Below are 22,540 nucleotides of genomic sequence, written 5' to 3' on the forward strand. Positions count from 1 at the left end.
CGTTTGGATTTCTCATCAATAAAAACTCTTTTGTCCCAGCCTCTTTAAAAATTCTCTCTCACATTTTAAAAAGGCAAAAAGCTCATGAAGTTGTTTGAATCAGTTCTTCTATTTTCTCATTTCGAACAGATTGTTCTTCCTCTGAAGCTAAATCATACTTTTTTAATAAATGAAAAGCTTTATTTAATGCTTCTTGGGACAAATCTCTTTTTAGAAATGTTTCAAACTTCTGATACAGCTCGGCTGGTAAAAAATTGGACTGACTTTTAAGCTTTTGCTGAACGTCTGTTAGAGAGTGGTCTAATTTGCATTCTCCCATGATCATTCCTCCCTACAATTTCTTTCCTTTTATTATGAGTGAATTTACTAGAAAAAGAAAGGGAAGACAGACAAGATTTTAGGTTTCAAGCAAGTCATTTGTAATACTTGAGCTTGTTCCATGTACTGATCGTGGGGCTGCGAAAAAATTTATAATTGATCCACACGTATTGGTAAAAAATAAGCCTTGAGAAGGGTTGAAACATTCATTTCTTCTCAAATAAATTTAAGCTAGCAACATGACAATGGAAGAGGCATTATAAAAAAAGCAGACGTGTACGTTTATTTGTTCGTACACGTCATTTTCAGTTAATTAGTTAACATAATGTTATTCTTGTCAATTAAATAATTAATCCATAAAATTACTTTTTCATATTTTCAGTGAACAAAGGAAGGGATAATTATGAATTAACAAAATGAGAGTTGGGCTGCATCGATTTATGTCATTATTTGTTTTGACAATACACTGAGAATTTTGTATCTTTAGTACTGTGAAAAAATAAGTGGATTCGTACGACAGTTCGATATGATTTAAGTACGGCTGATGGGGGAAAGAATGAGACTTATAACGATTAACGAATATGACGAAAACACGATGGAGCTAGCAAAGCCGATCTATGATTCAAGAAAACGAGTGCTGCTTGGGACGGGAGCAAAGGTACACCCAAAATATATGGAAAAGCTTAAGGAGATAGGGATTAAATATTTGTTTGTGGAGGATGCGAAATCAAAAGGAATTTCACTTGATGAAATGATTGAGATGTCTACTTGGTTAGACACTATTGCCACGGTTGAACGTGCATTCATGTCAAGCGCTAAGAAAGAAGCTTTGCCATTAGTAGAGATTCAAAAAGCAATAAAAAAATTAGTAGAAGAAATAAAGCTTCGCAAAGCGATCATTCTTATCCCAACTTCAGCGATCGATACAACCCTTTCACCATTTGCACATGCAGTGAATGTTACGTTAATTTCTTTACAAATAGGAAAGCATTTAGGATATACGAACCATCAGCTTCATGATTTAGGTATTGGGAGCTTATTGCATGATATTGGTAAATCACAATCAACCATTAGAGAGGAGCACCCAGAAAAAGGGTTTAATATTATTCGCTCTCATCGTGAGCTTAGTCTAATGTCTGCTCATGTTGCTTATCAGCATCATGAGACAATGGATGGACAAGGTTTTCCAAGAAAGTTAAAGGGTAACGAGATGATTGAATTTGCACATGTTTGCAGTATTGCAAATTATTTTGAAAACTTGATTTCTCATGAAGGTATGGCCCCGCATGAAGCAATCGAAAAAATGATGACATTGTCTGACACGGTTTATCCTCATGGGATTGTTCTTGCTTTTAGTCAAAGCATCATTGCCTATCCTCCGGGAACACATGTGAAATTAAGCAATAACGAAAGTGGGATCGTAACTCGAATTGAATCTCACCTTCAAAGACCTTTTGTTCGGTTGGATTCATCAGGGGAAGAAATTGACTTGAGTGAAAAGGTGACGATATTAATTGAAGAAGTGATTATTGAAAAAAAACAACAAATCAATACATGACGACTCCATTCAAAAAAGTCCTATCTTTAGGACTTTTTTTGTTTATAACAAATCAAAAGGAACAAAAATCGCACCTATACATGCATTGAAGAACAAAAACAAAATATTTCAATTTTGAAAAATCCGTTTCTAAATTGAAAATTACGAGTGAAATAGAATAGACGTTAGATTCTCTCATACTTTGCGCAACAAAGCGAAAAATAAAGATTTATTAACTCATTTTATAGAATTAAAAGAGTTGGCATTATTTTTGCATTATTAAATGTTAAAAGAAAAATCTAAAAATAAACTCACTACACTATTTTTGCGAGGTGACGAAACTTGAAGCAGCAAACGAGATACGAATATGGTGGAGATGAATATATCTTTGTCGAATTATCTGAAGAAATGTCACTAGAAGCTCATTATCGAGGACTGGCTATCACAAAAGAATTAAAAGATAAGAAGCTAGAGGGAATTGTAGACATTTGTCCTGGGAACGCTTCTTACATGGTAAGATTTGTTCCTGAGCAAATTCACCCTACAGAATTAATGGAGGAATTAAAAGCGTTAGAAAAAAACGTTCAGGAAGTACCAGACATTTCAATCGAATCACGACTTGTCGATGTTCCGATTTTGTTTGAAGATCCATGGACCCATGAAGCAGTGATGCGGTTTAGAAATAATCATCAGGATCCAAATTTAACGGATATTGAATACGCAGCAAAAATAAATGGATATTCATCGAAAGAAGATTTTATTCAAGCACTTGTTAAATCACCTTTTATGGTTTCTATGTTAGGTTTTGTTCCTGGGCTTCCATTTTGCTTTCAAATGGTTGAGCGTGAAAAGCAAATCGAAGTCCCTAAATATGTGACGCCTAGAACATTTACTCCTGAGAGAACATTCGGTTTTGGTGGAGCATTTGCTTGTATCTATCCAGTTCAAGGGGCTGGTGGCTATCAAATGTTTGGAATGGCTGCTGCACCAATTTTAGACACTAAGCAAAAACTTTACGATTTTAAAGAATCCATGGTTTTTCCAAAGCAAGGAGATATTTTCCGTTTTCGTGATATTACGCTCGACGAATTTGAGGACATTCGAAGCCAAGTGGAGAAAGGCACATTTACGTATCAAACAAAACCATTTTCTTATTCCCCAGTTGATGTAATGGAAGAACCTGAGGGATTTTCAAAAAAGGTATTAAGGGGGTTATACAATGATTAAAATCATTAAGCCAGGTATCGAAACAACGGTTCAGGATAATGGAAGAATTGGATTTTATCATACAGGTATGCCGCCTTCAGGAGCGATGGATAAATATTCATTTGTTATCGCCAATTTATTAATAGGAAATGAAGACAACGCAGCTGTGTTGGAGATCACTTATCTGGGGCCTGAGATCGAATTTCAATCTTCTACACTGATTGCTGTGACTGGAGCGGAGATTCCGCCGAAAATTAATGGAACAAGCATTCCAATGTGGCAAGCCGTAGAAGTTCAGGCTGGTGACATTCTTTCGTTTGACTTTGTAAAACAGGGAGCTCGGTCATATTTAGCAGTTCAAGGTGGCATTGATGTCGAGATCAAAATGAATTCTCGTTCTACATATACCTTATGTGGGATTGGCGGTTTCAATGGAAGAGCGCTAAAAGAAGGTGATATTCTAAAAATTAAAAAAGAAAACAATGTCAAAAAAGTTGATTTGAACAAACAAATTCCTGCAGAGTATCTTCCTGAGTTTTCTAAAAATGAAAACATTCGCGTTATTGTTGGCTTATGTAGCTACCGTTTAACCGAAGAAAGTTTAGAAAGGTTTTTATCGATCGATTGGACGGTCACTCCGAATGCAAACAGAGTGGGCTATCGTTTTAAAGGTGAACGATTGCATTTTGTTCCGCGAGAACAACCTTTTGGCGCAGGAAGCAACCCATCCAACGTGGTAGACCTTGGTTATCCAATTGGCTCGATTCAAGTGCCTGATGGCATTGAACCGATCGCGTTACTAAATGATGCGGTAACAGGAGGGGGCTATGCAACCATTGCGACGATCATTAGTCCTGACTTAAATAAAATGGCCCAGATCAAAACAAATGAAAAAGTTCGCTTTGTCGCAGTAAATATAGATGAGGCTTTAAAAGCACGCAAAGCGTTAAAAGATAGAGTGGAGAAAGTAAAAGAATTTTTAAACGAATAAAAAGCAATATGCTAGAATAACTTTTATTTTAAAATATGAAACCACTAATTTAGTTTTTTGGAGGAATAAAAATGAGTGTTCAAAAATCGATTCTAGCTCCAATTCCTGGAGTATTTTACCGCAGACCGAGTCCTGATGAAGAGGTGTATGTTGAGGAAGGCCAAGAGGTGAAGGCTGGGGATATTATTGGATTAATTGAGGTAATGAAAAATTTTTATGAAGTGAAAGCAGATGAAGATTGTACGATTGTAAGCTTTAAGGTAGAAAACGAAGAAGTAATCAACGCGAGTCAAGAGATTGTCACTGTAAAACCTAGTTAATGAATGTTGACACCTTGCGGGAGGATAGTATGGCTAATATAAACAAACTTTTAATCGCAAATCGTGGGGAAATTGCTCTTAGAATTATTAAGACGTGCAAAAAACTTGGAATTCAAACGGTGGCTATTTTCTCAGATGCTGATGCAGATGCTCCGTTTGTTAAGATGGCAGACGAAAGCCATCATATTGGTGAATCGCAAGCTAAAAAAAGCTATTTAGACCTTGAAAAAGTGATTCGAGTTGCGAGAGAAAATCAAGTGGATGCGATTCACCCAGGCTATGGTTTTTTATCGGAAAACCCTTGTTTTGCGAAGAGATGTGAAGAAGAAGGCATTATTTTTGTCGGTCCTGAAGCAAAAGTCATTGAACTAATGGGCAGTAAAATCAAAGCTCGGAAAGTAATGAAGGAAGCTGGGGTACCTGTCATTCCAGGCTGGGATGGTGCGTTAGATTCTGTCGAACAGGCCATTGACGTTGCAAGCAGGTTAGGATATCCGTTAATGCTAAAGGCAAGTGCAGGTGGCGGTGGAATGGGCATGCAGCTTGTTCATAATGAACAAGAATTAACGAAAGTATTTACCCGTACAAAGCAGAGTGCTGAGTCTTATTTTGGTGATGGTTCATTGTTTTTAGAGAAGTGGATTGAAGGCCCACGTCATATCGAAGTACAAATCGCCGCTGATGGAGAAGGAAATACGGTTCATTTATTTGAACGTGAGTGCTCAGTTCAAAGAAGAAATCAAAAGGTTGTGGAGGAAAGCTTGTCTTGCTTTTTAGATGAAGAATTAAGAGAGAAGCTTTGTCAAACAGCGGTTCTTGGGGCGAAAAAAATTGGCTACAGTAGTGTTGGTACAATGGAGTTTATTTTTGATGAAGATAAGAACTTTTATTTTTTAGAAATGAATACTCGTTTGCAGGTGGAGCACCCTGTCACTGAAGGAATTACAGGCGTAGATTTGGTGGAGCTTCAAATACATCTTGCTGAAAACAAACCGATGCCCTACAAGCAAGATGAAATAAAGGCTAAGGGTCATGCGATTGAGTGTAGAGTTTGTGCAGAGGATCCAGAAACATTCATGCCATCTCCAGGTAAAATCGAAAAATTATTAACTCCTGTTCATGTAAGGCTCGACTTTGCTGTTACAGAGGGAGATATGGTTTCCCCTTTTTACGATTCAATGATCGGAAAAGTCATTGTACACGAAGGGGATCGAGAAAAGGCGATTGCTTCCATGCTAGATGCTTTAGAGCAATTTGACATTGAAGGTGTAAAAACAAACATTCCATTGTTGATACAAATTCTTGAGCATAAACAATTTCAGGATGGGGAATACACTACCCATTTTTTACAAAACCTTAAATAATAAGACTCTATCACTTTCAAAATTAACACCGATGATAAAGTGAGAAGCTGCTTCTGTAATAATATTGGGCACTTAACCATTGAAGTGTTTTATTACAATAAAAAGAATGAATGGAACGAGGTGATGGCATGTTAAAGGTAGATCTTAACTGTGATATGGGTGAAAGCTTTGGCTTGTATCAAATGGGAAATGACGAAGGGATGATGCAATATATCACCTCTGCCAATATTGCTTGCGGCTTTCATGCTGGTGATCCCCATGTCATAAAAAGAACCATTGAGCTGTGCAAATCCTATGATGTTGGGGTAGGAGTTCATCCTGGATTCCCTGATTTAGTCGGATTTGGACGTCGACACATGAATGTTACACCATCAGAAATTCAAGATTATGTTATCTATCAAATGGGTGCTATCCGTGAATTTGCGAGCATGTATAATCTTCCAGTTCAACATTGTAAGCTACATGGTGCCTTATTTATGATGGCAATGGAAGATAAAAAGATTGCAAAAGCCTTCTTAGAGGTTATCTCAAAAATAAATCCAAAGATGATCGTCTTTGCTCTTAATCAATCGGAAGTCGCTATTGTAGGGAAAGAAATGGGGATTCCTATTGCATATGAAGGGTACGCAGACCGAGAGCATACGGATACAGGTTCCATCGTCTTAACAAGAACAGGGCCTTCATTAACGGATGTTAACAAGATGGCTGAGCGGGTTGTTCGTATGGTTAAAGAAAGGAAAGTCATAACCTATGATGGGAAAGAAGCGGAAATCAACGTACAAACCGTTTGTATCCATGGAGATACGGAAGGGGCACCATTATTGGCTAAAGCGATTACGGAGGCATTAATGCGGAATGAGATTGAAGTAACATCAATAAAAAATTTAATAAACCAATGATTTGAGGTTTTCTATCAGAATAGATTCATCGTATGTAAGAAGCGTTCTTTGTTCATTGGTTCCATCTTCGTGTAAGGATTAGGAGTATTCAGGAAAGGAAGATGCACTTTGAATTCATCAGAATATCAATATGTTAAATTAGCAGGTTCACTGCCCGGTACAAATTCTCTTAAACTAATAAAGGAACGTGAAGAACACATACCTCGAGGTCCTTTTAATACTGCACCGACATTTATTGCTGAAGGAAAAGGCGCGATGGTCACCGATGTTGATGGTAATCAATTGATTGATTTAGCCGGTGCAATTGGCACATTGAATGTCGGCCATTGTCCTCCTTCTGTTGTCGAGGCCTTGAAACAACAGCTCGACAAGTATATTCATCCATGCTTTCATGTTATTATGTACGAGCCTTATATAGAACTTGCGAAGAAGCTAAATGAAATAACGCCAGGTAATAGTAAAAAGAAAACATTTTTCTTAAACTCTGGAGCTGAGGCTGTTGAAAATGCAGTAAAAATTGCAAGAAAATATACGGGTCGAAAAGCGATTGTTTCCTTTGACCGAGGCTTCCATGGACGCACGTTTATGTCAATGTCTTTAACGAGTAAAGTAAAGCCATATAAAAATGGTTTTGGCCCTTTTGCACCAGATACTTATAAATTACGGTTTCCTTATTACTATCGAAAGCCTGAAGGGATGACCGATCGTCAACTAGACGATTACACGTTAAAGCAAATTAACGATTTTTTGATTGGCGAAGTACCACCTGAAGAAGTGGCAGCTTTTATTATGGAGCCAGTACAGGGAGAAGGTGGATTTATCCTTCCTTCAAAGTACTTTGTTCACAAGGTGAAAGAAATTTGCGAAATGCATGGAATTTTATTCATTGCAGATGAAGTACAAACAGGTTTTGGAAGAACCGGAAAGATGTTTGCATCTGAGCATTTTGACATTGAGCCTGATTTAATGACGATGTCAAAATCGATTGCAGCTGGACTTCCAATAAGTGCAGTGACTGGGAAAGCAGAAATCATGGATGCGCCCAACCCAGGTGAAATAGGAGGGACGTATGGCGGAAGCCCATTAGGCTGTGTGGCTGCCTTAGAAGTAATTAAGATGATCGAAGGCGAACAACTTCTTGAGCGAGCAAACGTGCTTGGTCAAAATACATTGAAGCGCTTTAAAGAGATGCAAAAGAAGTATGAATGTATTGGTGATGTTAGAGGGATTGGGGCAATGTGTGCAATTGAGATTGTAAAGGATCGCACAACAAAAAAGCCTGACAAAGAATTAACTTCAAAAATTGTTGCAGAGTGCAATCGTCGCGGAGTTGTTATTTTAAGTGCAGGTCTTTATGGAAACGTCATTCGTATCTTAAGTCCACTCGTTATTACAGACGAACAGCTTGAGGAAGCATTTAAAGTTATCGACAAAGTAATACATGATGTGAGATAAATATTCTTATATTAATTAAAATAATTTATAAATTAAGGAAAATACCTTGCGATTTTCGCAAGGTATTTTTTCCCTTTTTAAAGATAAGGGTCTTGCACTTTTCTAATGAGATTAGGTGATTTAATTCAGACTTTTTATCATTTTAAGACTTTTTGGTACAATATAGAGTAATTAGAAAAAGAGGCTTGCTTGGAGGGGTTCATTTGATTGTTTGGCGAGATGTTCTTAATACAACGCTTTATTACTTACCAAAAAACAGTACGATTTTAGAGGTACTCCTCCTTTTTGAAAAAGAAAAAGCTCAATTGGTATTCGTGAAAAATGATGAAGAAGAGGTCATTGGGTATGTTGATCGAAATGATCTCATTCAGCAAATCCATAACGAAAAAAACATTAAATCTCCTCTTACTTTTAGACATGATATTTTAAAAGTTCCTGAAGATAGCCAAATTTCTTTTTATCATAATATCTCCGTTTATCTTGGCATGAATAAAAAGAATGAAATAGCAGGCTTTGTGACGAGTGTGGAGGCAAAGCATCAATTAAGTCAATATCGATTACATCAACTGAACCAAATTTTTAATAGCTCTGGCACAGGAATCATCACAACAGACAGCAATTATCACATCACGTTTATAAATGGAACAGCAGAAGAAATATTAGGATTATCAAAACGAGTCCTTCTTTATCGAAATTATAAAGCATTGCTTACCACAGAAAAAAATATTGCAGAAGTCCTTGCAGGAAATCAACTTTTAAGCATTGAATGTTCGATTAATTTTAAACAAATTAGCGGTAATTTTCTGCCTCTCTATGAAAATGAAAAAATAATTGGCATAGTCCATATTTTTTCACCGAGAGAACAGCTTGAGGAAGCTGTAAAAGAACTGGAATTCGTAAGGGACTTAAACAATGATTTACAAGCGATTTATTCATCTGCAAACGAACAAATTATGGTTACGAATCATCAAGGAGAAATCATCCGCCTAGCGGGAACATTTTTGGCGGATTTTTGGAATGGGTATTCTGCGAAGCAGTTAGTCGGTCAAAATATTATTCAGTTAGAGAAAGATGGATATTTTCAGCCAAATATCATTGCTTTGTGTATAAAAAGAAAGAAAAAGCTATCGATGATTCAGGAATCAGTAACTGGAAGAAAAATCTGGTCAGTCGCTACACCCGTTTTTCATCAAGAAAAACTGGAGAAAGTCGTTGTTCTTTCAAGAGATATTACGGCGATGAATAAATTAAAGGAAGAATTAGCTTTAACAAAGAAAAAAACAAAAAAATATAAAGAAGAACTGGATGAATTATTAAAGAGAAATGAAGGTCATACCTATCAGAAGCTTGTCTACCGTTCACAAGAAATGGAGAAGCTTGTTGAGGAAATAAAACATATAGCGAAAGTAGATTCAACGGTTTTACTAATGGGTGAATCAGGGGCAGGAAAGGAAGTTTTTGCACAAGCCATTCATGAATATAGCAATAGAAACCGACAGAGTTTTGTTCGTGTAAATTGCGGGGCGATTCCAAAAAATTTATTAGAGAGTGAATTGTTTGGTTATGAAAAGGGAGCTTTCACAGGGGCAGACCAAAAAGGAAAGCCTGGGTTGTTTGAGCTAGCACACAAAGGAAGCATTTTTTTAGATGAAGTAACCGAATTACCTTATGACATGCAAGTAAAGCTTTTAAGGGTACTACAAGAAAAAGAAATTATGCGTGTTGGCGGAACGAAAGTAAAATCGATTGATGTTCGAATCATTGCAGCAACGAATCAAGATTTAAAAAAGCTTGTTATTGAGGAAAAATTTCGTGAGGATTTATATTATCGCCTAAATGTCATTCCAATTAAAATACCACCGTTACGGGAAAGAATTGTTGATATTTTACCTTTATGCCTTCATTTTATTGAAAAAATAAATCGAATGTACCGTTTGAATAAGAGCTTTTCAAGAGAGGCGATTGAGGTTTTAGAAGAATATGATTGGCCTGGTAATGTAAGAGAATTACAAAATGTGATTGAACGTCTTGCTGTAACGACAAGAAATGATATGATAACTGACCAAGATGTTTTCTCGACCTTGCATCATAATAGTCTAACGAAAAACAAAGAAAGAAACATTATGATCCAAAATATCGTTCCTTTAAAAAAAGCTGTTGAAGAAGTAGAAAATCAGCTTGTCATGAAGGCGTTAGAAAAATACGGCAGTGCGTATAAGGCTGCAGAAGCTTTGGGAGTAAGTCCTGCAACGATTAGCCGTCGAATGCAAAAAATCTTTAAGTAAAGGTGAGATCCGGTTGTTTACATTACCAGAAACCAAATTTGATTTTGTTGGAGACGATTATATTTATGCTGAAATTTCACCTGAAATGAGCGAGGATAGTAACTTTAAGGCATTGGCGATCACGAACGAATTACGCAAGAGAGACCTACCTGGAGTTTTGGAAATTTGTCCGTCAAATGCATCATACCTTGTGCAATTTAATCCTGAAGTGATTTCAGCTCGGGATTTATTAGAATCATTAAAAGAAATTGATATGACAAAAAGCAATCCATCTGAGCTTAACTTGGAAATAAGAGTCATAGAAATTCCAATTTGGTATGACGATCCGTACACCGAAGAGTACAGTAAAAAATATCGTGAACGAAATGTCATAAAAGATGATATATCTAACTTTAATTTAGTCATGAAAGTAAATGGCTATACTGATAAAAAGTCGTTTATTGAAGCGCATTCCTCACATCCTTATTTATTAACAATGATGGGATTTATTCCAGGAACGGTTTGGGAATATCCTCTTGGGTTAGAGAAGAAGGATGTCTTGCAAGCTCCAAAATATATCAGTCCACGAACGAATACCCCAAGTAGAGCAGTAGGGGTGGGAGGCGCATTTACAGTTATTTATCCCTTCATGACTCCAGGAAGTTATCAATTAATCGGTTTATCCGCTGTTCCACTAGTGGACCACGAACAGAAATTAGCCGTTTTTAATGATTCTGTTTTTTTAGCTAAACCTGGAGATATATGGAAGCATCGACCTGTTAGCGAGGGGGACTATATGAATATTAGAAAGCAAGTAAAGCAAGGTACATATCAATATAAAATAAAAGAACTACATTTTTCACCAGAAGAATATTTTGCAAAAAGAAAGTCCTACATCCAAAAGCTAATGGAGGGCTTTTAAATGCTTTATATTGAAGATGCTGGATTTCAAACCTTTGTTGAAAATTTAGGAAGAAACGGTTTGTATCACCTTGGAGTACCTCCTTCTGGCGCCGCGGATCAATATTCTTTTTTATTAGGAAATATTTTAATGGGTCATCCTGAAAATTATGCCGCACTTGAAATGACTTTACTTGGTCCTAAAATAGAGGTTAGAAAAAAAACAGTGATTGCGATTACAGGAGCACCCATCGAGGCACTCCTTAACGGAAAGCCAATTCCTATGTGGGAAACGCTCTTGGTAAATGAAGGTGATCAATTAGTATTTAAGACGATATCAGCAGGCGTAAAATCTTATTTGTTTGTAGCTGGTGGCATTAAAAATATTCGTGATTCACAACATACTGTTAACAAATCCCTTTATGAGTCGAACCTATTTAATAAATTTCAAGTACGAGCGAAAGACGAACTTGAAATTGGCGAGCCGTTGCAAGGTGTTTTTCCTCTTATAGGAAGACAAATTCCTAATGAATACATTCCTACTTTTTCATCCATGAATGAAATTCGTGTTGTTATTGGTTTATCAAGCCATTGGTTAAGTGATAGGGGAATGAAGTCATTTCTTGATTCAGAGTGGAAAGTAAGTCTCGAATCAAACCACGTTGCTTATCGTTACTCAGGTTCACATATTGAGTTCAAACCATTTAAGTCACCTTTTGGTGCTGGCACACAATCACCAAATGTGGTTGACACAGTCTATCCAATTGGTGCAATTATGGCTCCAAATGAGGAGGAATTAATCTTGCTATTAAGAGATGCAACGACAGGTGGAGGCTTTGTAACAATTGGTGCAGCGATCAATGCCGACCTTGATAAAATTTCTCAATCAAGACCAACAACGACAACACGATTTAAGACGGTAACGGTAGAGCAAGCAATCGAAGCGAGATTAGAAAAGAAAAAGAAAATTTCGTCACTCATTGATTTGCTTAAATGATAAACATTTGAATAGGTTTTGATAACCATGTGAGCATAGCGTTCAAATTTATTGACACTAGTTTTTAATGGAACTACAATGGTTACAACGAGAGGGTGAATAATATGAAAAAAATTAGCAGCCGCTTTTCAATAGCGGTGCATATTTTAACATTGCTTTCACTGACTACGTCACCTTGTACGTCTGAATTCATTGCAGGGAGTGTCAAGACCAATCCAGTCATTATTCGTAGAATAATAGGCAAGCTAAAAAAAGCTGGGCTTGTTCAAGTTCAAGCTGGAACAGGTGGAGCCTACATTTTAAAGGAATTAGATGATGTTACGCTTCTTGATGTGTTTCGAGCGGTTGAAGTCATTGATCAAGATCTCCTTTTTAATTTTCACGACCATCCGAACCCTGCTTGCCCAGTAGGTGCGAATATTGAATCCGTTCTTCGCAAGAAAATGCGACAAGCCCAAAATGCAATGGAGCAATCATTGGCACAAGTAACGTTAAAAAGTCTGGTGACTGAACTTAATGAGAAAAAAAGCTCTGTATAGAGCTGATTTTTTCAAATTGTTGTAATCGATTTGGTTCTATCTATATCTTTTTTTGAATACTTTGTAACCATTTAGGTTACAATAAGCCCTCTCAAAAATTTGAATGTGAAAGGAAGTAGATTTTATGTCAATCGTTGTAACTGGTGCGACAGGATTTTTAGGAGAACTTGTGATCAAACATTTACTTAAAAAAGTACCTGCGAATGAAATTATTGCAAGTGTACGAAATGTAGAAAAAGCTTCAAAGCTTGCTGAGCTTGGAGTGGAAGTTCGTCAGGGTGATTACCTTGATCTAGAATCAATGAAATCGTCATTTGCTGAAGCTTCAAAGGTTTTATTTATTTCAAGCCCTGATACAGATAACACACTTCGCATTCGTCAACACGCTACAGTAGTACAAGCAGCAAGAGACGCAGGTGTTCAGCATATTGCCTACACTGGTTACGCGTTTGCTGAGGAATCTATCATTCCGCTCGCTCATGTTCATTTAGCGACAGAATATGCCATTCGCACAACGGGAATTCCATATACGTTTTTACGTAATGCGCTTTATACAGAAGTGTTTGTCAATCCTGAGCTTAAAGGTTCTGTAGAACGTGGAGCGATTGTAACGAATACTGGAAATGGAAAGATTAATTCCTTGACTCGAAGGGACCTTGCATTAGCTGCTGCTACAGTACTTACTGAGGAAGGTCATGAGAATAAGACGTATAACCTTGTAAATCCTCAAGCGTGGAGCTATGATGAGCTAGCTGAAATCGTTTCAGAGGTATCAGGTAAAAAAGTTGTCCACCAATCAGTTTCTTTTGATGAAATGAAATCAATTCTAACAAACGTAGGTTTACCTGAACCTGTTGCTGAGCTTTTTGCAGGCATTTACCATTCGATCTCTGAAGGGGAAACATCTAAAACATCAGATGATTTACAGACACTAATTGGAGCAGCAACCCCATTAAAAGACATGGTAAGAGAAGCATTACAATAAAAGATAAAAATGAATAAAGAGTTAAAATTGGTTTAATATTAAAAACAGACGATTGAATGAATCTGTTCGTTCGTCTGTTTTTTACACCATCATTTTTCTTATATAATAAAGGAGTAGCTGAGACTTATATTTTGTGTGGGCGGGAAGTCCTTCACTGTTTCATCCAATTGTCCTGTAGCTCCGTCCCCTTTTCACAAAAAGGTAAGTTGTTTAGCTATAATTTTCTGGCTTTGACACAAAGAATTTTTATATTTCCAATAAGGCTAAATGACTCATTGCAACTTTAAGAGGACTTATAAATATTGTTATCATTTTATATAGGGAGAAGTACGCAACAAAAAAAGGACGCCTTCGCGTCCTCAGTTTATCGATAACTACCTGCTTTTGTTTTGGTCATTTTACCATTTTCGACAAACCGTTCTAAGATATTCTTAATGACAATGGTGTTTTTAGACGTGTTTTTTAGTATAGGATTAGCTGCTTTTAAAGATTTTGCAGCCTCTTCGTAAGAAATCGCTTTTTTTGAATCTTTAACAATTTTGTACAATTGTGCTGCATAATTTCTTTTTCCCATTCATATCACCACCTAATCTAATCATTATATCATAAAGTTTTATAGTAAGGAAATTTTTACTGAAAGAAGAGGAGAAAGCCACATCTTTAACGATTTGCGCTGAATGGTCGTTATTTAAAATAAATAGCGTAATATTTGATCTTGGGATATCACCTTTTGCAGTCAATTCAAATAACATTTCCTCTGTAAGGCTTAACATGAACTCGAGTCGTTCTTTTTCAATTTGTCGATTTTATGTCAAGATCATCAAAAAGATTAATAACACATAAGTTTTCTGAAAAAAAGATAGCACTGACTAATTTGTAATGGTAAACTCCTAATATCATGTCAAAAAAAGAGTATAAATATATATAAAGGGGGCTACTCTGTGAAAGACTTGCATTCTTTTGCTTGGTATGCTGCTAGAATTTCTCCTCATTTACCGAAAAAAGCGTTTAAGCCTGTACCTGCTCGACTTTGGGGCGGGCTTGCTTATTTGCTTGTCGTTATTGGAGGATTTCTTTCAATCGGCTTACTCGAGCTCAATGTATTTTTTACGATTTGTATCTCAATGATATTAGGTGCCAGCTTTGCGGCAATGGGTTTTTTGGGGCATGAAATTTTACATGGTACCGTCGTTCGTAAACCATGGCTTCGTGATTTATTAGGAGCGATTGCTTTTTGGCCCTTAACGACTGGTCCGAGGCTATGGAGAAAGTGGCATAATTTAACCCACCATGTCCACACTCAGGATGAAGAACTTGACCCAGATGCTTGGCCAACACTTGAGAGAATATCGAAAAAACCGTTTTTACGCTGGATTTATCGATTACCTCACTCCTTCCGCGCATTTTTCAGTTTCGCATCATTGACGATTCAATTTTCAGCTCATTCTATGAAGATGTTTCTAATCTATCTCAAAGAATTCAACCCAAAAAAACGACCGGCAATCTTTATCGAAGCGATGCTTCCGTGGGCAACATGGATCGGCTTACTCGTTTGGGTTGGGCCACTAAAATGGCTTTTCATGTTTTTATTACCGTTACTTATTGCGAATTTGATTGTAATGGGTTATATTTCAACGAATCATCGCTTAAATCCTGTGGTGGAAGTTAATGATCCGTTAGCGAATAGTTTAACGGTTACTGTTCCGAAATGGGTGAACGTTCTTCACTTTAATTTCTCATATCATACGGAGCATCATTTATTCCCTGGAATAAGTTCAAAATATTACCCACTTGTAAAAGAACAAATTAAGCAAAAGTGGCCAGAACGTTATCATGAAATGCCATTAGGCAGAGCTCTTGTTGCATTATGGAAAACCCCACGCCTTTATCACAATAAAACAGATCTTATTGATCCGCATCAAGGAAAAGTCTATGGATCATTAGGCAATGGACTCGATCCAATAAACATTCAAGCAACAAAAGCGAAGAATAAGCAATCAATTTCATAGGAACTATGTACATTATTACAGAAATAGCTGGAAAGGGAGTCGTCTAACTTTGAGACGGACTCCCTTTTATTTGAGTAGCTAAAGGCATCGTAGCTCGAGGTCGGTTGCAACTTTTGCTACGAAAAAATCGTTTTCCAGTCAGAGTTTCCAGCGTTTTTCTTTTCATCGCTATATTCAAATAAACGTAAAAAATGAGAATCGTATAATGAATTCTGTTCATATTTGTAACGATGGCCGTGTCAAAAAAAACGATCTGTAATACATATAGATTATAGGGATATCGCTTTGTTTATGAGTTAGTATTGGAGCTATTTCAAAAAGGAACGATCAAGCATATACGTTAATTTATGGATATAAGGTGGGATGTATAAATGAAAGGCATTATACTCAGTGCTGGAAGAGGGACGCGGCTCAAACCACTTTCGTTTACTCAACCAAAAACTCTTCTTTCGATTGCAAACAAGCCTGTGATTAAATATTGCATTGAGAGCCTTTTAAATGTTGGAATTACAGAAATAGGTATTGTCATAAATCCGGATTATAAACAGGCATTTGAAGAACATCTGCGAGAAGAGAATCATTTAGGTATATCTATCACATTACTTTATCAATATGAGCAGAAAGGAATTTCAGATGCGGTTAAACAAGCAAAAGCTTTTATAGGTAAGGAACCGTTTCTTTTGCTACTTGGGGACAATCTCATTCAAGAATCACTTATTCAATTAAAAGAGTCCGTACAATCGAAGCAAGCGAATGCATCCATCATGTTAGCAAAAGTAAAAACACCTCAAGATTATGGCATTGCAGAAGTAAAAGGTAATCAAATTATACGAATTGTAGAGAAGCCTCAACAGCCTCAATCTGACCTTGCAGTTATCGGTGCATACGCATTTGATTCCTCTATCTTTCAAGCCATTGAATCGATCTTGCCATCTAAACGTGGTGAATATGAAATAACGGATGCGATTCAATGGTTAATTGACCAAAACTACCATGTAACATATACGTATACAGCGAAAAAGTATTCAGATGTTGGTACAATTGATCGATTATTAGAGGCTAACCGCTGGGTACTTGAAGAGATAGCAAAAAAAAGAACAATGATATCACCACATGCACAGTTAAAAAAATGTACCATTATTGAACCTGTCGTCATTGGAGGTGAATGCAAGATAACAAACGCAACGATTGGCCCGTATGTATCGATTCAATCAGGTGCTCAAATTACTAATTGTCGTATTAAGGAAAGCATTATTTTAGACAATGTAACACTAGAGTTTATTCAAGGAACAATTATCAATAGCGTATTTGGGAAGAACACAAAGATTATCAATAATCCAGGTAGAAAAGATAAATCAATTAGCTTTATAGTAGGAGAACATTCTTTTATATGTAATGATGGGGCAGAATAAAAAAACATTGGGGATAATAATTGTTAATTATTTCAAGTGTGATAAAATTATACTTGATTAAATCCACCTCTTTTAGTTTAATGAAATATATAGCTTTTTTTACTGGCTTCATCATTTCGTTAAAAATATTTGTGCATTGTCTAGAAGTAATTGGGTATTTGGTGAAAAACCGCTACAGTCCCCACTATTGTCAGTGCTGATAAAATTGTCTATACCTACTGAGTTCATTTAGGGCGGGGATGAAAAGTAAGTCGAAGCAAAGCTAGGAGATCTGCTTTTAGTTTTATCAGCTAAGCTTTGGAGCGAAGGATAAGAATTCGATATTTGAGGTACTTCTCTTCTGTACCTTAATTAAAGGACATGCCTTTGACGTTAACCCAAAAGGATATGCTTCCTTCGAAAAGGGAATTGCTCATAAAATGGCGAGAGAGGATATTTGCTAGAAGCGTACACCGTTGATCGATTAACGTATTTATAGGAGTCTATTTATCATAAAAAACTGAAAAATAATCAAGCAAAGGTGCGTTGCCAAATTGTCTGGAACGCTGAAAAGGGAAGACCGGTTAAAGTCCGGCACGGTCCCGCCACTGTATTGGGTAGTTTTATTACAACTTGTCACTGAACCTGTTTCGGGAAGACGTAATAAAATGATGACCCTAAGTCAGGAGACCTGCCTTTGTGTACGCCTTCAATGCCTACGGGGAAATAGGTAGAAGTGCTGGATATCCATGCTTTTTTCTACGCGCATGTTTACTGCACCTCTATTTATGGGTGCAGTTTTTTTATTGTCATGTCATCAATCAATCAATCGATTAATAAAAATTCGGAGGAGATTAAAAATGACGACTTGGAATTTAACGGGAACCCAAAAGCACATGCTGATTTGTAATGGATCAAGCTGTATGCGTAAAGGTGGAGAAGAGGTCACGGTAGCAATTCGTGATGAAATCAAAAATCTTGGCCTTGATGAAGCCATTCATACGACACGTACACGCTGTAATGGAAGGTGCAAAGATGCATGTGTAGTGATTGTCTATCCAGAAGGAACGTGGTACAAAGCAATTGATCCAGAAATCGGTCGGAAGATTGTAAATAATTATCTCTCTGTTGAAGAGGATTTAAAGAATTATGTATCCTATCAATTTCAAGAGGACGGAATGACTCGATTAAACAAAGATGAAACGCATGAAGGAATTTTAAAAATAGAAAAAGAGAAAGCATAATCAGCCTTTTGAATTTCATACTAACTAGGCAGAATGACTTCCTCAATTTAAAAGACAACATCTAAGGGAGCGGCATCAGAATAAAATGGCATTACTTCAGATTGATACGCGGGAGAATAAAAGGAGGCGTTCGTAATGGTTGGAAAGTTACTCGTTGTTGGCTTTGGACCTGGTAGCTTCGAACACATCACCAAACGTGCACAGGAAGCTATTCAAGAAAGTGATTGTGTGATCGGTTATAAAACCTATGTCGAGCTCATTCAAGACTTATTAATCGATCAGGAGATTATTAGCACAGGAATGTCCGAAGAAGTAACACGGGCGCAAGCGGCTGTACGTCTTGCAGAAGAAGGAAAAAAGGTTGCGGTTATTTCAAGTGGTGATGCTGGTGTATACGGCATGGCAGGCCTTATTTATGAAGTGTTAATTGAAAAAGGCTGGACAGAAGAAAAAGGTGTTGATGTAGAGGTCATACCAGGGATTTCTGCGATTAATTCATGCGCTTCCTTGTTAGGTGCACCTGTCATGCATGATGCATGTACGATAAGTTTAAGTGACCATTTAACACCTTGGAAGCTGATTGAAAAACGAATTGATGCTGCGGCACAGGCCGATTTTGTCATTGCCCTATATAATCCAAAAAGCGGGCGCAGAACGAGACAAATTGTCGAAGCCCAAAAAATTCTACTAAAATATCGTTCCCCTGACACCCCTGTTGGTCTTGTTAAAAGTGCCTATCGTGATAGAGAAAAGGTGATTCTTACAAATTTAAGCGAGATGCTGGAACATGATATTGGCATGCTAACGACCGTTGTTATAGGTAACTCTTCAACGTTTCTCTATGATAATAAAATGATTACACCACGGGGATACCAGCGAAAATACACACTTCATACGACTGAACAGCGATTGCGGCCACATGAGAGATTACGACACGAGAATGAACCTTGGGCTCTGCATCAAGGAAAAGAGGATAATGTTACGAACAAACAAGAGAAGATTGCAATAGCCGAGAAGCCTAGGGAAAGTACTTTAAGTATCGCAACAGAAGCTCTTGAGCGTGTTCGTATGCAGACTGAGGAAACAAAAGCGGATGACACTAAGCCTATTGCACCTGTTCAACAACAAATTGAATCAATTTTTGAACTAGCGGTTAGTCCAGGGATTGTTAACAAAAAGTTTACACCTGTTCAAATGATGACGCTCGCTGAAGTCGTTGGTGACAAAGGAAGCATGGAGTACACGCCTCATCATCAGATAATTTTAAGCATTCCGACAACAGATCCTGATGTGATTACAAAAAAGTTAACAGAGGTTGGCTTTATATTAAATCCAGTGGGTGACGTCTTTCAACTAAAAGCTTGTGACTTTTGTGAAGGGGAGAAAAAAGATTCGATTCCCTATGCAGAGGAGCTACATAAAAAGCTTGGTGGCATCGAGCTTCCAAAAGAGCTAAAGCTAGGATTTAACGGCTGTGGGATGGCTTGCTACGGAGCAGTAAATGATGATATTGGCATCGTCTTTCGAAAAGGAAAGTTTGACTTGTTTTTAGGTGCTAAAACGGTCGGTCGAACAGCTCATCCTGGACAAGCGGTTGCAGAAGGGATCGAGCCTGATAAAATCGTAGAAACCATTGAAAAGATTATTTATGAGTACAAGGAAAAAGGGCATCCAAATGAGCGGTTCTTTAAGTATTTTAAACGTGTTCAAGAGGTACAAGGCTTCAAGTACAAAGACATCGCTCCAAAAATTGAACTAGAGCCTGCCCCGTGTGGTGACTAAATAAGTATGACACATTGTAAGGATTAAAGGAGGAGTTTGAACATGAAAGCAGTATTATTAGTCGGGCACGGAAGTCGGGACCCTGAAGGTAATGAACAAGTAAGGCAATCAATTGAACAATTAAAATCGCAAATTGAGGAGAATTTTTTGCTTGAAACATGTTTCCTAGAGTTTGAATCACCGAATGTCAATCAAGGAATTGATACTTGCGTTGCAAAAGGAGCAACACATGTTTATGTAATCCCAATCATGCTCCTTGCAGCAGGTCATTCAAAAATACATATTCCAGCTGCAATCGACCAAGCAAAAGAAACCTATCCAGATGTTCATTTTACTTATGGAAGGCCGATCGGCATGCATCAAGAAACGATTGAAATTTGTAAAAGCCGCTTACAAGAGGTAGAAGAACTACCTACTGAAAAAGATGAAGAAACCGCCATTTTATTGCTAGGAAGAGGCGGCAGTGACCCTGATGCGAACAGTGATTTATATAAAATTACGCGTTTGTTGTGGGAAAATCTAAATTATAAAATTGTTGAAACAGCTTTTATGGGGGTGACCGATCCCCTTGTACGTGAGGGGGTTGAGCGTTGTATAAAGCTAGGCGCAAAACGAGTGATTATACTTCCGTATTTTTTATTTACAGGAATCCTAATTAAACGTTTAGAAGAGATGATTGTAGAATTTGAAGCAGAGTATCCTGGTTGTGAATTTAAGTTGGCCGAGTATTTTGGTTTTCACACAAAACTGCAAACGATCTTGCTTGACCGTATTCATGAAGCACTCCAAGAAAATGTCAAAATGAACTGTGATACGTGTCAATATCGCATTGCTGCGATGGAACATATTGATCACCATCATCACGACCATCACCACCATCACCACCATCATCATGAGGTGCATAAATCATGATTCTTTGCTTAGCTGGAACAAGTGATGCAAGGGCGTTGGCACTTGAAATTAAAAAAGCCGGTTATTCCATTTTAACGACTGTTGTAACTGAAAATGCAGGGAAAGAAATGAAGGCATATGGGCTAGATGTCCATGTTGGTCGCTTGACAAGTGAGCAATTTGCTTCCTTTATTGAACAGCATGGGGTAAAAGCCGTAGTTGATGCGAGCCATCCATTCGCGGAAGAAGCGAGTAAAAATGCGATTCAAGGGGCAGCACATGCAAATGTTCCTTATATTCGTTATGAAAGAGAGACTCAGACATTTCAACAGAAAAATGTTACGGTTGTATCGAGCTACGGGGAAGCGGCAGAAAAAGCAGCAGAGAAAAAAGGCGTGATTATGCTAACAACAGGAAGCAAAACACTACAAATTTTTGCTGAAAAACTATTGAATCTACCTGACACTCGTGTTGTTGCACGGATGCTTCCACGAAAGGATAACATGGAGAAATGTGAACAGCTCGGTTTTCCGCAAAAAGACATTGTGGCGATCCAAGGTCCTTTTAGTAAAGAGTTTAATCGGGCACTATACAAACAATATGGGGTCACTGTAATGGTAACAAAAGAAAGCGGTAAAGTAGGCACCGTTGATGAAAAAGTAGAGGCGGCAGCAGAGCTTGGCATTGAAACGATCATGATTAAGCGCCCTTCTGTTGAATACGGGACCGTTTACTCTGATTTTACAGCTGTTATAAATCATTTAAATCAAACGTTCGAATAAATATGGAGGAGAGTTTTTATGGATTTTCATACAGAGTTTAAGCCAATTACAATTCAGCCTCAAGAAATTGAAGGAAAAAGCTTTGAAGTCATTGATGAGGAATTTGGAGAACATTCGTTCACAGAAGAGCAATATCCAATTGTTCAAAGAGTGATTCATGCTTCAGCGGACTTTGAGTTAGGGCGTAGTCTTGTTTTCCATCCGAAAGCAATTGAGGCTGGAATTCAAGCGGTTCGAAGTGGAAAAATTGTTTATGCCGATGTCCAAATGGTTCAAGCTGGTGTGAGCAAACCGAGAATTGAGAAGTTTGGAGGAAAAGTCAAGGTTTATATCTCTGATCAGGATGTCATCGAAGAGGCGAAACGCCTGAATACAACAAGAGCGATTATTTCTGTTAGAAAAGCATTAGAGGAATGTGACGGCGGGATTTTTGCGATTGGAAATGCCCCAACAGCATTACTTGAGCTCATTCGCCTTGTAAAGGAAGGTGTGGCAAAGCCAGGGCTAATCATTGGTTTGCCTGTTGGATTTATTTCAGCAGCTGAATCGAAGGAAGAATTAGCGAAACTGGATGTGCCTTTTATCACAAATGTCGGTCGGAAAGGCGGTAGTACCGTTACAGTTGCAGCGTTAAATGCAATTTCAATCCTCGCTGAAAAGGCATAA

General features: G+C 37.5%; 21 protein-coding genes and 2 riboswitches. Of the genes, 19 read left to right on the forward strand and 2 right to left on the reverse strand.

Annotated features, from left to right (window positions below):
- Positions 1 to 82: 82 nt before the first annotated feature.
- Complete coding sequence (locus BLT_RS0110255; protein ID WP_017727704.1) at positions 83 to 319, reverse strand: hypothetical protein; 237 nt, start codon at positions 317 to 319, stop codon at positions 83 to 85.
- Between the two features lie 555 nt (positions 320 to 874).
- Between BLT_RS0110255 and BLT_RS0110260 the strand changes: the two genes are divergently transcribed.
- From BLT_RS0110260 to BLT_RS0110315, 12 genes are all read left to right on the forward strand, one after another.
- Entirely contained in the window at positions 875 to 1,876 is a 1,002-nt protein-coding gene (locus tag BLT_RS0110260; RefSeq protein WP_017727706.1) for an HD-GYP domain-containing protein, read from the forward strand.
- Between the two features lie 321 nt (positions 1,877 to 2,197).
- Positions 2,198 to 3,082, forward strand: coding sequence for a 5-oxoprolinase subunit B family protein (locus BLT_RS0110265; RefSeq protein WP_017727707.1), 885 nt, complete (start codon positions 2,198 to 2,200; stop codon positions 3,080 to 3,082).
- Complete coding sequence (locus BLT_RS0110270) at positions 3,075 to 4,052, forward strand: 5-oxoprolinase subunit C family protein (protein ID WP_017727708.1); 978 nt, start codon at positions 3,075 to 3,077, stop codon at positions 4,050 to 4,052. The genes BLT_RS0110265 and BLT_RS0110270 overlap by 8 nt, the downstream gene beginning before the upstream one ends.
- A gap of 71 nt (positions 4,053 to 4,123) precedes the next feature.
- Positions 4,124 to 4,372, forward strand: a complete 249-nt coding sequence (locus BLT_RS0110275) for an acetyl-CoA carboxylase (RefSeq protein ID WP_017727709.1) — start codon at positions 4,124 to 4,126, stop codon at positions 4,370 to 4,372.
- A gap of 29 nt (positions 4,373 to 4,401) precedes the next feature.
- Entirely contained in the window at positions 4,402 to 5,736 is a 1,335-nt protein-coding gene (locus BLT_RS0110280; protein WP_017727710.1) for an acetyl-CoA carboxylase biotin carboxylase subunit, read from the forward strand.
- Positions 5,737 to 5,864: 128 nt separating this feature from the next.
- Complete coding sequence (locus BLT_RS0110285) at positions 5,865 to 6,635, forward strand: LamB/YcsF family protein (RefSeq protein WP_017727711.1); 771 nt, start codon at positions 5,865 to 5,867, stop codon at positions 6,633 to 6,635.
- Positions 6,636 to 6,743: 108 nt separating this feature from the next.
- Entirely contained in the window at positions 6,744 to 8,090 is a 1,347-nt protein-coding gene (gene gabT, locus BLT_RS0110290) for a 4-aminobutyrate--2-oxoglutarate transaminase (RefSeq protein WP_017727712.1), read from the forward strand.
- 203 nt (positions 8,091 to 8,293) lie between these two features.
- Positions 8,294 to 10,375, forward strand: coding sequence for a sigma-54-dependent Fis family transcriptional regulator (locus BLT_RS0110295; protein WP_017727713.1), 2,082 nt, complete (start codon positions 8,294 to 8,296; stop codon positions 10,373 to 10,375).
- Between the two features lie 13 nt (positions 10,376 to 10,388).
- Entirely contained in the window at positions 10,389 to 11,276 is an 888-nt protein-coding gene (locus BLT_RS0110300) for a 5-oxoprolinase subunit B family protein (protein WP_017727714.1), read from the forward strand.
- Positions 11,277 to 12,251: a 5-oxoprolinase subunit C family protein gene (locus tag BLT_RS0110305; protein WP_017727715.1), complete on the forward strand. Its 975-nt coding sequence runs from the start codon at positions 11,277 to 11,279 to the stop codon at positions 12,249 to 12,251.
- Positions 12,252 to 12,355: 104 nt separating this feature from the next.
- Positions 12,356 to 12,790 (forward strand): Rrf2 family transcriptional regulator, encoded by a 435-nt coding sequence (locus BLT_RS0110310; RefSeq protein WP_017727716.1) that lies wholly within the window; start codon positions 12,356 to 12,358, stop codon positions 12,788 to 12,790.
- A gap of 124 nt (positions 12,791 to 12,914) precedes the next feature.
- A complete protein-coding gene (locus BLT_RS0110315; RefSeq protein WP_017727717.1) occupies positions 12,915 to 13,775 on the forward strand; it encodes an SDR family oxidoreductase in 861 nt (286 codons plus the stop codon).
- Positions 13,776 to 14,139: 364 nt separating this feature from the next.
- On the opposite strand, the gene BLT_RS0110320 is transcribed toward BLT_RS0110315, so the two are convergent.
- Positions 14,140 to 14,349 (reverse strand): hypothetical protein, encoded by a 210-nt coding sequence (locus tag BLT_RS0110320; RefSeq protein WP_017727718.1) that lies wholly within the window; start codon positions 14,347 to 14,349, stop codon positions 14,140 to 14,142.
- Between the two features lie 367 nt (positions 14,350 to 14,716).
- Here BLT_RS0110320 and BLT_RS0110325 point away from each other — a divergent pair, with 367 nt between their 5' ends.
- The 7 genes from BLT_RS0110325 (at position 14,717) to BLT_RS0110355 (ending at position 22,540) form a co-directional block, all read left to right on the forward strand.
- The gene (locus BLT_RS0110325; protein WP_017727719.1) at positions 14,717 to 15,784 is read left to right on the forward strand and encodes a fatty acid desaturase family protein; all 1,068 of its coding nucleotides are present in this window, start codon (positions 14,717 to 14,719) and stop codon (positions 15,782 to 15,784) included.
- 371 nt (positions 15,785 to 16,155) lie between these two features.
- Positions 16,156 to 17,196, forward strand: coding sequence for a glucose-1-phosphate thymidylyltransferase (locus tag BLT_RS0110330; RefSeq protein ID WP_017727720.1), 1,041 nt, complete (start codon positions 16,156 to 16,158; stop codon positions 17,194 to 17,196).
- 106 nt (positions 17,197 to 17,302) lie between these two features.
- Positions 17,303 to 17,489: riboswitch (cobalamin riboswitch) on the forward strand.
- 208 nt (positions 17,490 to 17,697) lie between these two features.
- A riboswitch (cobalamin riboswitch) is annotated at positions 17,698 to 17,888 on the forward strand.
- A 147-nt stretch (positions 17,889 to 18,035) separates the two neighbouring features.
- Complete coding sequence (locus BLT_RS0110335) at positions 18,036 to 18,419, forward strand: (2Fe-2S) ferredoxin domain-containing protein (RefSeq protein ID WP_017727721.1); 384 nt, start codon at positions 18,036 to 18,038, stop codon at positions 18,417 to 18,419.
- A 135-nt stretch (positions 18,420 to 18,554) separates the two neighbouring features.
- Entirely contained in the window at positions 18,555 to 20,201 is a 1,647-nt protein-coding gene (gene cobJ / locus BLT_RS0110340; protein ID WP_017727722.1) for a precorrin-3B C(17)-methyltransferase, read from the forward strand.
- A gap of 42 nt (positions 20,202 to 20,243) precedes the next feature.
- Positions 20,244 to 21,113 (forward strand): sirohydrochlorin chelatase, encoded by an 870-nt coding sequence (locus BLT_RS0110345; protein ID WP_017727723.1) that lies wholly within the window; start codon positions 20,244 to 20,246, stop codon positions 21,111 to 21,113.
- The gene (cobK, locus tag BLT_RS0110350; protein ID WP_017727724.1) at positions 21,110 to 21,874 is read left to right on the forward strand and encodes a precorrin-6A reductase; all 765 of its coding nucleotides are present in this window, start codon (positions 21,110 to 21,112) and stop codon (positions 21,872 to 21,874) included. Before BLT_RS0110345 ends, cobK begins: the two co-directional genes overlap by 4 nt.
- Positions 21,875 to 21,892: 18 nt before the next feature.
- Positions 21,893 to 22,540, forward strand: coding sequence for a precorrin-8X methylmutase (locus BLT_RS0110355; RefSeq protein WP_017727725.1), 648 nt, complete (start codon positions 21,893 to 21,895; stop codon positions 22,538 to 22,540).

This window comes from Halalkalibacterium ligniniphilum, assembly GCF_000334155.1.
GTDB classification, from domain to species: domain Bacteria; phylum Bacillota; class Bacilli; order Bacillales; family Bacillaceae_D; genus Halalkalibacterium; species Halalkalibacterium ligniniphilum.

Bases quoted from the DNA above. Each gene is read 5' to 3' on its own strand.
- BLT_RS0110270 (WP_017727708.1), top strand. From the start codon at position 3,075: ATGATTAAAATCATTAAGCCAGGTATCGAAACAACGGTTCAGGATAAT.
- BLT_RS0110315 (WP_017727717.1), top strand. From the start codon at position 12,915: ATGTCAATCGTTGTAACTGGTGCGACAGGATTTTTAGGAGAACTTGTG.
- BLT_RS0110310 (WP_017727716.1), top strand. From the start codon at position 12,356: ATGAAAAAAATTAGCAGCCGCTTTTCAATAGCGGTGCATATTTTAACA.
- BLT_RS0110335 (WP_017727721.1), top strand. From the start codon at position 18,036: ATGACGACTTGGAATTTAACGGGAACCCAAAAGCACATGCTGATTTGT.
- cobJ (WP_017727722.1), top strand. From the start codon at position 18,555: ATGGTTGGAAAGTTACTCGTTGTTGGCTTTGGACCTGGTAGCTTCGAA.
- BLT_RS0110275 (WP_017727709.1), top strand. From the start codon at position 4,124: ATGAGTGTTCAAAAATCGATTCTAGCTCCAATTCCTGGAGTATTTTAC.
- cobK (WP_017727724.1), top strand. From the start codon at position 21,110: ATGATTCTTTGCTTAGCTGGAACAAGTGATGCAAGGGCGTTGGCACTT.
- BLT_RS0110355 (WP_017727725.1), top strand. From the start codon at position 21,893: ATGGATTTTCATACAGAGTTTAAGCCAATTACAATTCAGCCTCAAGAA.
- BLT_RS0110280 (WP_017727710.1), top strand. From the start codon at position 4,402: ATGGCTAATATAAACAAACTTTTAATCGCAAATCGTGGGGAAATTGCT.
- BLT_RS0110255 (WP_017727704.1), bottom strand. From the start codon at position 319: ATGGGAGAATGCAAATTAGACCACTCTCTAACAGACGTTCAGCAAAAG.
- BLT_RS0110320 (WP_017727718.1), bottom strand. From the start codon at position 14,349: ATGGGAAAAAGAAATTATGCAGCACAATTGTACAAAATTGTTAAAGAT.
- BLT_RS0110345 (WP_017727723.1), top strand. From the start codon at position 20,244: ATGAAAGCAGTATTATTAGTCGGGCACGGAAGTCGGGACCCTGAAGGT.
- BLT_RS0110285 (WP_017727711.1), top strand. From the start codon at position 5,865: ATGTTAAAGGTAGATCTTAACTGTGATATGGGTGAAAGCTTTGGCTTG.
- BLT_RS0110305 (WP_017727715.1), top strand. From the start codon at position 11,277: ATGCTTTATATTGAAGATGCTGGATTTCAAACCTTTGTTGAAAATTTA.
- BLT_RS0110260 (WP_017727706.1), top strand. From the start codon at position 875: ATGAGACTTATAACGATTAACGAATATGACGAAAACACGATGGAGCTA.
- BLT_RS0110330 (WP_017727720.1), top strand. From the start codon at position 16,156: ATGAAAGGCATTATACTCAGTGCTGGAAGAGGGACGCGGCTCAAACCA.